Below are 13,175 nucleotides of genomic sequence, written 5' to 3'. Positions count from 1 at the left end.
AATAAAATCATACAGGGAACCAAAAATTCGAGGAGGACGATATTATGAGAAAGAATGTCATAAAAACACTTATTTGTATAGCAGTAAACACGGCTGCGCTCACTATAGCCTATAAGCTTGGCAAGAACAGTGGCTACGATGACGGCTGGAATGACGGGGAGATGGCGGGCGGCTGCAAGCGCTGTGTCATGTACGATGAGGACAGCGATACTTGCGCCGACATTCCCGATTTTGACAGGATATATTCCTGATTAACTGAAATATAAGCGCAGGAGCGAGAAAGGAGACAACTAATATTGAATAATCGGTATCAAAGCGTATGCTACAACTGGTCGGAAGTGACCGAAAGGCTAAGACGGGACAAGCAGACTTTAGCTCGTTTCCTGCGTTTTTCGGCTTCTCTCTATAAGATGGGATTTCCCGACGCGGCACTTGTGTTCTACCATGACCCTAACGCCACAAAAGTCGCGGAGCTTGAAACATGGAACAAGCTCGGCAGATTTGTAAACAGGGGCGCACACAGTATTGCAGTATTCGGCGAGGGTGATAGGTGCAGACACCTGTTTGACATCTCACAGACTAACGGCAAGCCTGTTCCGAACGGCTGGCAGTTGACAGAAGATGTAGCAGGAGAGCTTGTTGATGTTATCTCGGAAAAATACGGCAGGGAGTGCAGAGATATTCATGAAGCTCTTGCCGCTGTTGCCGTGGATAACATCAAGGCTCATAACTCGGAAATGCAGTACACTATTTCGCAGATAGATATGCCGCAGGAAGCTGTTGCAGATTATCAGCGTTCTGTCGTGTCGGCAGTTCGCTTCGTAATTGCAAATCGCTGCGAGCAGAACGGCGGTATGCCGCTTTCGGGGAACATAAACCTCAATGCCGCTGATTATTTCAAGGACACCCGTGACGTTATCCGCTTCTGCGATTTGGTGCAGAGGTCGGCTAAGGACAGCCTGCTTGAAATAGAGCGCGAGGTCATACAGATTTTAAGACGAAGGAGAGAAAAAGAGCATGAATTACAGACAAAGCCCGACCGGACAGATGTTAGCAGAGGTAGCATACAGCGGCAATCCGCAGGAGATAGAACTGCTGAAAACCCCGATAGGCAGGTGGGGCAGAATGTGGCAGGATTGGGTGCGCACGGAGTACCCGACCGAGGTGACGGTGCTGATAGTAACGGGCAGGTGGAACATAATTCCGAGGGAGATAGACAGACTGGCAGAGAGCCGCTTCAAAGAGCTGGACGCACTCTACCGAAAAGAGAACCCTCGCCCCGTGACATTCAGCGAAATGCAGGCGTGGGAGAAAACAAGACTTCTGACGATAGAACACCGGATAATGGAGGAGATAGTGTATCAGCTGAGAAGCTGACAGCCGATGCCCTTATCCAGCGTTATCTTCAGAGCGACTTCAACCGCCGCCCTGATAGCTATGAAATAGCAGGGCGTTTTCTTGCGGATTTCCTTGATACCGATGTAAATATTGTAGAGTTTTTCAGGAAACACGAAGCATACAAGTATTCCGAAAGACAGCAGGCGGAGATAATTCTCCTCATTGAAAACGCACTCCGTATGCGTGAGCAGGAGCAGGTCAAAACAGAGCAGCCGCCCGAAGTGACGGTTGCCGAGCCTGCTACAAGTCCTTATGCGGGCATAGAGATACCGACCAATATGGAGCCGGTATTCCCGACAGAGATAGTCGAGGATATAACCCCTCCGGAGGAAGTTCCCGAAGTAGATTTATCCGAACCGACTGAGGAAGAAGTCGAAAGCATAATCGATAATCAACCGCAGGACGATACAGTTATCGTCAAGAACGAAGCTGTTATTACAACTGAATTGCCGCCCATTACCGATGAAAATATAATCTTCGGGATACTGCGGAATGACCAGTTCTTTGCTATAAAAAGAGATCAGATAGCGGCATTTTTCGAGAACAACACCGACCATGATGAGCGTGTGGCTTTTGTTAAGCAGATATTCAATTCCGACTACTCGGAACTGTTACTGGGCGATAACGAAGATACTCGCTATGGCTACAAGACGTATGACGAGGGTATCCACATCTGGAAAGGCAGTTTTCTCACCCGCACTATGGAGTCAGGCTTTAGCTGGGATCTGGTACAGAGCTTTTATGCTGATATGGTTGAGCGCGGGCTGCTGATTAATACCGCTGTATCGGAGATAGATGAGCCGATTTTTGCAGAGCCGACCGAAGAAAAGAAATATCCCGAGCCCGAGGAAGATATTGACGATTTCGAGGAACTGACAGAGGAATTTGAAGCTGAGGACGAAACAGAGGAAGAAATATCCGATGAAGATATAGATACTCCTGCGCCCGTCAATGATTTTGACAGAGATGATAACGAAGGTGCGGAGCAGCTTTCGTTCTTCGGGGAGCCGGAGCCAGTAAAGACTGCCAAGAAGAAGTCGCAGGAAAAAGAACCGAAGAAATTGCTCAATGTTGACACGTCGATCAGGGCTATAAGCAATGACATGATATATTATGTTCTTCGCTGCGGCAGTCCTGAGCGTGGATCGCTTTCAAGGATAGTGGCACAGTTCCAAAAGGGAAAGACGGACGAGGAAAACTCCGAATTTTTGCGTAAGGAGTTCGGTAATGATGGGCGCGGATATATCTACAATACGCCCGATTTTTCAAAGACAGCACATATATCATCGTGGTTCGATGATTTCGGAATTAAGATAACTCTTGGGGATAATGTTGATGAAAACGGTATCCCGAACTCAAAGATACCCTGGCTCATAGCCGCAAGGCGTATAAATGATCTTCTTGAAAACGGCGAGTTCTGTTCGCAGGATATTATTGACGGTGCAGCCGAAAAGGAGATAAAGGATATAGCCGACAGGCTTTGGTATCTGCATCAGGATATTGATTACGACAATTACGAGTATTTTATTCCGAAAGATATGTTCAAGGGCGGTTTCCCTGAAAGCACCGAGAGAATAAAAATCGCACTGCTGGACAAGGATACCCTGCAATCATACATAGACGGGCTTACACAGCTTGTGAACGATTATGAGCAAAACAGGGATATTCTGCGTTTCCACTTCCATAAGCCGAAAGAACTTTTGTATCGTCTGAAAGACTTACAAATAGAGCGCAGGCAGTTTGTCACAAAACCCGATTTTGCTTTCAAGGGTCACTATTTCATTTCCGAAAGAGAGAAAGACGCTCTGCTTGGACTTGGCAGTGGCTATTCGGACGGTAAGTTCAGGATACAAAAATACTTCAAGGAGTCTCACACCCTGCCCGAGCAGATTAAGTTCCTCAAAAATGAGTACGGCACGGGCGGCGGTTCGAGGCGCGGAGGTGATGAATGGCACGATTCTAAGGGTATCGCTTATGTGCGCGGCGAAAAAATAGGCACACCGGACGCTAAGACCCTTATGAAGTGGAATGAAGTCGTAGAGCGCATTTCACGGCTTGTATCCGAGGGTAAATATATTACTCAAAAGGATATTGACAGTAAAATTCATGACTGCAAGCGCATAGTTCAGGACTATGACCCGGACAGCTACGATAGCTTTGAAAAGGAATACGAGCGCAGACGTTATCATGAAGCACTTCAATTTCTTGGTGAACAGGGTATCGTTGCTGAGGGCGTTACTGCCGTTGAGCAGAAGCCCGTAGAAAAGCTCATACAGCGGGCGCAGGATATGGGTATCCCGGTCGAGATAACTGGACAGGCGGCAGAGCAGGAGCAGGCAGTATATATGGATATTCGTGATGAATCATTCATAGAACTGCACCAGACCGATGAGGGTATTTCGTATTCTGTTTATGCCCCCGATCTCACGCTTACCGACGGCGGCGTATGGGAGATGGAAGAAAGCATGAGCCTGCTGACCGCTGCGGCGGAGATACTGGCTACAACAAGCAACGCACTTGCCGAGGTGGAGGACTACAACCACTTCATGGCGCTGGTCGATATGGACGTGAGCCTTGATATTCCTCGGGAACTGGCACAGCTGAAAGCGGATATTTTCGCAAATCTTCCTAATGAAGCCGCTGAGGTTATTGACGTTGACTACACCGAGGTCGATGAAGCACCTGTGGCAGAAAGAGCAGAAGAAACACCGACAGAAACAGAGCCAAAAAAGGTGGCTGTAAATGCGCCCGAAAGAATAACCGCTGTCCCCGTAGTTCCTAAAAGCGGCACACCTATCACTTACCATTTCAACGAGGGCGATATTGTTCAGGGTGGCGCAAAATCGAAATTCAAGGCAAATATCGAAGCTATAAAAACGCTTCAAAAGATAGAAGCCGAGAACCGCTATGCAACGCCCGAGGAACAGTCTATACTTGCCGGATACGTCGGCTGGGGCGGTATTCCACAAGCGTTCGTGACCGATCTTGCTGCGGACAGTATCGGTGGCAACCTGGGCGATGCCGCACCGACGGGCTGGGAGGAGGAACAGCAGGAGCTGCGGTCGCTGCTTTCGGATGATGAATACAAGGCGGCGAGGGAGTCAACGCTTACAAGCTTTTACACGCCCCCGGAAGTGACGGACGGCGTATTTCAGGCTCTCAGACAGCTCGGCTTCGAGGGTGGCAATATCCTTGAACCGTCAATGGGTGTCGGCAATTTCTTTGCTAAAATGCCCGATGACATAAGAGATAGTTCTAAGCTGTACGGTGTGGAGCTGGACAGCATTTCGGGTCGAATAGCACAGCTTCTGAACCCCGAGGACAGAATACAGATCACCGGATTTGAAAAGACCCGATTTAATAACAATTCATTTGACGTTGTTATTGGTAACGTCCCGTTCGGTGATTATAGGGTATCTGACAAGGCTTATGACAAACTCGGCTTGAAGATACATGACTATTTTGCCGTAAAGAGCATTGACAAAGTAAAACCCGGCGGCGTGGTCGCTATCGTAACATCGAAGTTCACAATGGACAAGATAAACGATAAAGCTCGCCGTCATCTTGCAGAACGCTGTGACCTTTTAGGCGCAGTGCGACTGCCGAACAATGCTTTCAAAAAGAACGCAGGCACGGAGACCACAACGGATATTCTGTTCTTCCAGAAGCGTGAAACGCTGACGGTAGAGATACCCTCATGGGTACATTTCGGACAAACAGCGGACGGCATACCCTGCAATCAGTATTTTGTCGATAACCCTGACATGGTGCTCGGAACTATGGCTTGGGACGAGCGCATGAAGGGTAAGTACGGCGATGACAGCCGTGTCACTACTTGTATTCCGGACGATAGCAAGCCCCTGTCCGAGCAGTTACAGGCGGCTATATCAAAAATCAAGGGTAAGATCGAAACGGTGAAAATCGTCGAGGAAGGCAAGAAGGATATTGAAATTATTCCCGCCGACCCGACCGTAAGAAATTACACCCACACTGTTGTCAACGGCAAGCTGTTTTTCAGAGAAAACGAGATTATGATCGCTGTGCAGGAAACCGGCAAGACCCTCGACAGAATGATGGGTATGCACCAGATACGTCAAAAGGCTATGGCGGTAATTGATGCACAGGCAAGGGGCTGCGATGATGCTGAACTGAAAAAGCTGCAAGCGGAACTCAACTATACCTATGACCGCTTCAAGAGAGCATACGGAGCAATTACAGACCGTGCCAACGAAAGAGTATTTCAGCATGATGATGATTACAATACTTTGGCGGCTCTTGAAATAGTGGACACCGAGAAAAAGACGGTGGAGAAAGCGGAGATATTTTCAAAGCGCACGATAATGCCGGAGGTGGAAATCGTATCGTGCGAAACACCGCAGGAGGCATTGCAAATATCCATTGACCGAAAGGGTAAAGTGGATATTGCATTTATGGCTGAACTTGTAGGCGTTGAGCCTGACGAGATAATTTCGGAACTTGGAACGGATATTTACAGAAATCCTCAAAAGGTAAAGGACAATGATCCTCTTTCGGGATACGAAGACGCAAGCGAGTATCTTTCGGGTAACGTCCGTGAAAAGCTGAGGATTGCCGAGGAATATTCAAAGCATATCGACAGCAGCTTTGAGCGTAATGTAGAAGCCCTGAAAGCGGTTGTTCCAAAAGACCTCGAAGCGTCGGAAATATCCGTAAGGATCGGTGCAAACTGGGTCGATGTTGAGGACTATAACCGTTTTATGCGGGAGGTCCTCAAAGGAGATATTTATTCGCACCCGATCACCCGAACCCGAATGGGCGAATACAAGATCGACGGCAGGTATCAGGACAGGTCGGTAGCGGCAACGCAGACTTACGGTACAAGCCGTATGAGCAGTTATCATATTCTGGAGAACTTGCTCAATCAGCGCGATATTGTTGTCCGTGATAAGCGAGAGGAGGACGGGCGAGTCTGGTATGAGATCAATGCGAAGGAAACACAGCTTGCAAAGGACAAGGCTCGTGTCATCAAGGAAGCGTTCAGAACTTGGCTTTGGGAGAATATGGATAGGCGTGAAAAATATGTTGAGCGATACAATAATCTTTTCAACGCTATCAGGGGCAGAGAGTATGATGGTTCACATCAGACCTACCCCGGAAAGAACCCCGCGATACAGATGCGTCCGCATCAGAACAATGCTATTATGCGTGGTAAGCTGGGCGGCAATACGCTTTTGGCTCACTGTGTTGGTGCCGGAAAGAGCTTTGAAATGGTCGCTATCACTATGGAAAAGAAAAGGCTTGGTCTTATCTCAAAAGCCTGCGTGGTAGTGCCGAAGCACTTGACTTTACAGATGGCGAGCGAATGGATACGTTTGTATCCTAACGCAAAACTGCTTGTTGCCCGACCCGAGGATTTCACAAAGGAAAACCGACAGCGGTTTATTGCAAGGTGTGTCACGGGCGACTATGATGCTGTCATTATGTCGTTCAATCAGTTTGAAAGAATACCTATGTCCACCGAGTACCGGCAGCAGTTTATGGAGCGCGAGCTTGATGAACTGATGGCTGCGCTTGAAGAAGTGGATAGTTCTGACAGAATTTCCGTTAAGGCACTGGAGCGTCAGAAAAAGAAGCTGGAGGAGCATCTTGAAAAGCTGATGTCATCTAAAAAGGATAACAGCCTGTGTTTTGAAAAGCTCGGTTTCGATTATCTTGTCTGCGATGAGGCGCATTACTACAAAAACTGCTTTGTCGCAACAAAAATGTCGAATGTTGCAGGCGTTCAGACGACTGCCGCGCAGAAGTCGGAGGATATGTTGATGAAAACGCAGTATCTGAACGACAAGTACGGCTGTAACAACATTTTGTACGCCACGGGAACACCTTGCACGAACAGTATGGTCGAGTTCTATGTTATGCAAAGATACCTGCGTCCCGATCTCTTAGAAAAGGCAGGTCTTGAAACATTCGATGACTGGGCATCAACATTCGGTGAGGTCGTATCGCAGTTGGAGATCAAGCCTGCGGGCAACGGATTTCAGATGAAAAACCGTTTTTCAAAGTTTGTGAATATCCCCGAATTGATGTTGATGTACAAAGAATTTGCAGATATTCAGACCCCCGACATGATAAAGCTGCCTGTACCCGATCTTAAAACCGGAAAGCCTATCGTTATTTCTGCGAAACCCGACGAGTATCAAAAGGAGTACATGGAACAGCTTGCACAGCGAGCCGAAATGATACACTGCGGCGGCGTGGATCCCCGTGAGGATAATATGCTCCGCATCACGCACGAAGCACGTCTTTTAGGTCTTGACTGCCGCTGTATGAACCCGGAAGCAGTTCCGGCACCTGACAGCAAGGTGAATAAGCTGTTGGATATTTTGGTGGAGAATTATAACAACACAATGGCGGAGAGGGGCGTTCAGATAGTCTTTTGTGATATAGCTATCAACGAGGACGCAGAGCATTTCTCAATTTATGAAGCTATAAAGGACGATCTTGTAAAGCGCGGCATTCCCCGTGATGAGATTTGTTTTGCGGGCGATGCAAAGAACGACAAAGCAAGAGCAGAAATGTTCGAGCAGCTGCGGCAGGGCGAAAAGCGTTTCATATTGGCTTCGACCTCGAAACTCGGCACGGGTGCAAATATTCAGGACAGGATATGCGCTATTCACCACTTGGATATTCCGTGGAAGCCTGCGGATCTTACTCAGCAGGACGGTCGTGGAGTACGTCAGGGCAATATGTTCAAGGAGGTCGGTATCTATCATTATTTAACCGAAAATACGTTCGATGCCTACATGATGGGCATTATTACCAACAAGGCGAAGTTCATAAATCAGATAATGACCTCAAAAGACCCTGTTCGTGTATCCGAGGACGTTGACGAGATGGTGCTGACATACTCCGAAATGCAGGCTATCGCTTCGGGCAATCCCATGATAAAGGAGAAAATTCAGCTTGACAACGATGTTGCAACGCTCAAAATGCTTGAAGCGGAGTACAAGAAATCGTTGTATCGGTATCAGGAGCAGGCGGAGCGCACTTTGCCGCAGCGTATCGAACAGTATTCTACTTATCTTGAAAAGGCTTCTGCCGACATAGCACAGTTTAGCGTAAATCATCCCGATGGAACCGCTTTCCAGATAGAAATTGACGGAAAGGTTTATTCCGAAGCGACAAGTGAACACGTTCGTGATGAAGCCGGAGAAGCTCTTGAAAAGGCTATCATCAAGGTTTCAACTACGGGAGAAAGCATGAGAGTCGGCAGCTATTTCGGCTTCGATCTTCTGCTTGAAAAGAACCCGCAAAATCTAACTTTCTTCGACCAGGGCGCACCGTGCGTCATATCTCTTTGCGGTTCGTTGAAATATACCTGTGATGTCAATCTTGAGAACAAACAGGGCAATATGCGCCGTATAGAAAACCTTGCGGCGAACGAGATAGCAAAACGTATTGTGCAGTATAAGAATGACATTGAAAAGGCTAAGGCTAACCTTGCCGAAGCAAAAGAGAACTTGACAAAGCCCTTTGACAGAGCCGATGAACTTGCCGAAAAGCTGGCAAGGCTCGATGTAGTGAATGAGGCACTCAGCAGCGGCAAGGGTGATGACGCTATCCCGTCGGTAGTCGAGGAGGTAGCGGATATGCCGAACTACAAGCCGAAGGTCACAGTGTTAAATCCGCCAACAAATGTTAGTACACCTACAAAATCGAATAGGAGATGATGAAATGACAAGAGATGAAGCGATTGAGCAGATAGCCGCCAATCTCGGCGGTCAGGCTCTCGCTGCTGTGATCGCGAAAGGGTATGATGATAATACCCTTTCGGTCATAGCGGCGGCGGATAAAAAGAAAGCAAAGGTGTTCACCGATACAATGTATTCTGCGGAAACGGTGGATACCCTTACAAAAGCGTATTCCGAAAAGATAATCGACGGTGCCGACCTGCTGCACGTCATGAGGTATTCCACCTTTCGCAACGGCAACGAGGTCGATGTGAAGAAATATATCGAGTGCATAAAGGGCGGCGGCATGAGCCGTAAGACAGCGACTAATATTTTTGTTGCGGATAACTATGAGCAGGAGGACTACGATACCCTTGTAGGCAAGGTGAAGTCGGGTGCATATTTCCCGACGAAATACGGAACGCTGTCGCTGTCTTATGAGGTCGCAAGAGTGCTTTTCAAACTGAAAGTACCGCTGAGGGCGAGCCGAAAGGGGCATATCCCGAGCGGAGTAATAAATGTCGAGGACAGTATCAAGTACGGCGATTGTATCCGGGGCGGCAGCACTAAGTTGGTGCAGACTATCTGTGAGTACATGAGTAAAGACGACTGGGACAGCTTTTACAAGTATCTGCTTTCAAGAGAAACAGAAGATATTTCTGCCGATGATATGGAGAAATATTATTCCGAATACAAGGCTGCGCCCGTGCGCTCGAAAAAGAGGTGACGTATGATACAAACAAATCGTGATGATAACCTTGCAAGTCTTGCGGAGGTGCTGTCAAAGGAACAGATGGCGAGGATAATCGCTTGTGATTATTCCGACCAAGCAATTGCGGTCATGGCTGAATTTGATAGGGGTTATGTCGAGCGTTTTGCAGAATCAAAATTTGACGTTGAGAGCATCGAAAAGCTGATAATCGCTTATGACGATAAGCTGTTCGACTGGAAGGATCTTCTGCACATTATGGAATACTCTTGCTATGATTTCGGGTGTGAGGAATATATTGATGATTTTATCCGCTCGCTCAGGGCGAAGGAGATAAATCATACCACCGCCGCACGGATTCTCACCGCAACTTCCTATGAGCCTGACACCTATCACGGTCTTATGGCACTTATAAAAAGCGGCGCATATTATCCGACGCAGTTCGCAAGCATTGGTCTGAATACGGGAGTGGCAGCCGAGCTTCGTGACCTCGGTGTGCCTTTGACCGCTATGCGAAAAGAAGGCACATACTACGATCTCACACAAAAATCGGATTTTGATGAAGCAGTCAAAAAGGGAGACAGAATAAAACTTGTCAAGTTTCCGAAGCTGGCGGTCGCTGTCAATGAAATGATGGCGTACCCCGATTGGCACGATTTCAAAGCGTGGTTTCAGAAGCATCTGGGCATAGACAGGACACAACTTACTGGCGATGAACTCAGAGCGCAGTACCGATATTTTTCTATGGAGCGTTATGCTGACAAGCTGGTGGACAAGGTAGCGGCTGAGCATACTGCTTTCATGGAAGATATCAAGAAACGACCGCCCGAACAGATCATAGGTTCGGCGTATGAGATCGTCATCAAGGAACAGATAAAAATGTTTATGACGGAAGTTCCGCAGCTGATACCCGAACAGAAAACGGATGCACTCATGTCAAGTAATAACGCTCTGAACGCTATCTATGAGCAGTGGCGCAGCGACGATGATTTTGCCGATACGGATATTGAGGTCATTATTGAAAACACCGCCGATAAGCTGATAGCTGCCCGGGAACGTGAACGGAAGCTGGCGGCGGAGCTTGCAAAGAAAACTATGGCTGATGATTTGCAGGACAAGCCGCATTTCAAGCCGGGAAAGAAATTCAGGAGGTGAGCAATATTACACGAGCAGAAAGCATGGAGAAGCTGTGCAACATGGTCGATAATGCGGAATACGCAAAGATCGTTAGTCATCATTTTCCCGACTATGTGTTAGAGGTCATGGCGAACAACAGCCGCGAGCTTGCCGACAGGCTGGCGCATACAAAACTTAGTAATGAGGGTGTGGAGCGTCTTGTCAAGGCTTTTGACAGCAATATAATAACTATGGGCGATCTTCTCCATATCACAAATTACAGCTTGGTTTCCGGCGGCAGTGAGAAGTATTTTAACGACTATTTTTCTTCTATTGCCGCAGGGCTGGACACACAGACCGCTTCACGCATTTTGGTAGCGGCGAAGTTCGAGGACTGGAGCTATAATGAGATATATTCGATGGTGAAATCGGGTGCGTATCAGGTTGGCGACAACACTTTTGTTGCTCTCGATCCCGATGTAGCCCGTGAGATCAACAAGCTGGGCATAGAGCTTTTCGCATACGACAAGAGCAACGATTTTTATCTTGTAAAAGACATCGAGCAGACCATTGCGGATGGTGACAGCATCACTTTTTCAAGGTCGGCACTTGCTGTGAAGATAAACGAAATGCGGAGCAATCCCGATTGGGAAGATTTTCGTAATTACATAGCGGAAGATATGGAGGACATTGAACACATGACCGTTGACGGACTGGTGGAAGCTTATCAGGAGTACCGTGTGGAGGAGCTGAACATTGAACTCAGCCGTAAGGTTGACAGAAACTTTGAAGCCTTTATCCACGGTATTCGTGAGCAGGGTGTCGATGAAGCCATAAAGTGCAGTTACGAGATCACTGTAAAAACCAACATTCAGTCATATATTGAATCCGAGCCTGCGGATATTACCGAGGAGCAGTATGGTGCGCTGATGTCAGCCGAGAACCCTCTTGATGAGATATATTCCGCTTGGCTGAAACGCGAGTATCTCAAAACCTATGACGATATTCCGAAAGCTATGGAGTATGCGGCAGACAGTATTCTGGAACAGCAGAAAAGGTCAAAATCCAAAAACGAAGATATACTTGCGGATAAACCGCAGCTGCCGAAAAAGAAAGGGGGAGCAAGATGAACAGCAGAGATGACAATCTGAAACAGCTTTCCAACCTGCTTGATCCGTATATGTTCGCAAAAGTCTTAGAGATGAATTATTCCGACAGAACGCTCGACTTTATTTCTTCCTATGCCCCGACCGCCGTTGTTTTTGCGAGCACACGGTACAGCCCCAGAACAGTTGATGAGCTGATACACGCCTGCGACACAAGGCTGATAGATAATTTTGATGTGATGCAGATAGCGCACAGCTCGGTCAATTCCAACCGCAATGAGCGTGACCTCGGTGCCTTTCTCGAATCCATTGACAGAGAGCTTCCGAGAAGAACTGCGGTAAATCTTTTTGTAGCGGAAAATGATACTCAAAAGACCTACCGTGAGCTTGCGGAGTTTGTAAAATCGGGAGCATATTACGCTGGCGATAAGGGGTTATTTCTTGACCCCGGACTTGCCCGTGAAATGGCGGCACTTGGTATGACGCTGACCTCTGAATATTCGGGAGAGCATTTATCCACCTTCAAAGATATTGATGCTGCACTTGCCGAGGGCGACCGCATGAGATTTGACGATCATCGGCTGGCGGCGGCAATATTCAAGATAATCGAGCAGCCCGACTGGTTACAGTTCAGCGAATACCTGAAAAGCAGTATGGGTGAAAACATAGAAAAGCTCACACCGTATATCCTCGACCAGAAGTATTCCGATTTTCAGGTAAATAAAGGAATGTCAAAACTTGCGGATAAGGTGGCGGGGGAGTATGAAAAATATATAGCTGAACTGAAGCAGGGCGACCCGGATAGGATAATCAAGTCGGCGTATGAGATCTACAACAAGGACTATATTGTTGATTTTTGCAACACTAATATGACTTCATTAAGCCCCGATGATTTGCAAGTTTTGCTTGATACGGATAACGTTCTTGATGAAATTTACCAGGAGTGGGACACGATGACCCAGCTTCACGGAGTTGCCGAGATAGATACTGCTATTGAGGACACGGCATACAGGCTTAGAACGGCGCAGGCGGTAAAGCAGATGATGGAACAGAAACAGAAGCAGGAGCTTTCCGAAAGCAAGGTCATCGCAGACAAGCCCGGAATACCAAAGCCTGCAAAACACAGAGGGAGATGAT

At 47.6% G+C, this 13,175-nt stretch carries 6 protein-coding genes; all 6 read left to right on the top strand.

Features of this window, described 5'->3' with window-relative positions; translation table 11 throughout:
- Positions 1-44 precede the first annotated feature (44 nt).
- Genes RUMAL_RS19715 through RUMAL_RS19690 form a run of 6 tightly spaced genes read left to right on the top strand, consistent with a single transcriptional unit; the run spans position 45 to position 13,174 of the window.
- Entirely contained in the window at positions 45-251 is a 207-nt protein-coding gene (locus RUMAL_RS19715; protein WP_013483843.1) for a hypothetical protein, read from the top strand.
- Between the two features lie 45 nt (positions 252-296).
- Positions 297-9,107, top strand: coding sequence for a helicase-related protein (locus RUMAL_RS21095; RefSeq protein ID WP_013483842.1), 8,811 nt, complete (start codon positions 297-299; stop codon positions 9,105-9,107).
- A 4-nt stretch (positions 9,108-9,111) separates the two neighbouring features.
- Positions 9,112-9,834, top strand: coding sequence for a hypothetical protein (locus RUMAL_RS19705; RefSeq protein ID WP_013483841.1), 723 nt, complete (start codon positions 9,112-9,114; stop codon positions 9,832-9,834).
- Positions 9,835-9,837: 3 nt separating this feature from the next.
- Positions 9,838-10,971 (top strand): DUF3848 domain-containing protein, encoded by a 1,134-nt coding sequence (locus tag RUMAL_RS19700; RefSeq protein ID WP_013483840.1) that lies wholly within the window; start codon positions 9,838-9,840, stop codon positions 10,969-10,971.
- Positions 10,972-10,994: 23 nt separating this feature from the next.
- The gene (locus tag RUMAL_RS19695; RefSeq protein ID WP_013483839.1) at positions 10,995-12,062 is read left to right on the top strand and encodes a DUF3848 domain-containing protein; all 1,068 of its coding nucleotides are present in this window, start codon (positions 10,995-10,997) and stop codon (positions 12,060-12,062) included.
- Positions 12,059-13,174, top strand: a complete 1,116-nt coding sequence (locus RUMAL_RS19690) for a DUF3848 domain-containing protein (protein ID WP_013483838.1) — start codon at positions 12,059-12,061, stop codon at positions 13,172-13,174. Before RUMAL_RS19695 ends, RUMAL_RS19690 begins: the two co-directional genes overlap by 4 nt.
- Position 13,175: the final 1 nt, after the last annotated feature.

This window comes from Ruminococcus albus 7 = DSM 20455, from assembly GCF_000179635.2.
Classification (GTDB): Bacteria; Bacillota; Clostridia; order Oscillospirales; family Ruminococcaceae; genus Hominimerdicola; species Hominimerdicola alba.
Note: the sequence above shows the minus strand (reverse complement) of the source record. Positions and strands in the feature narration are given on the sequence as shown.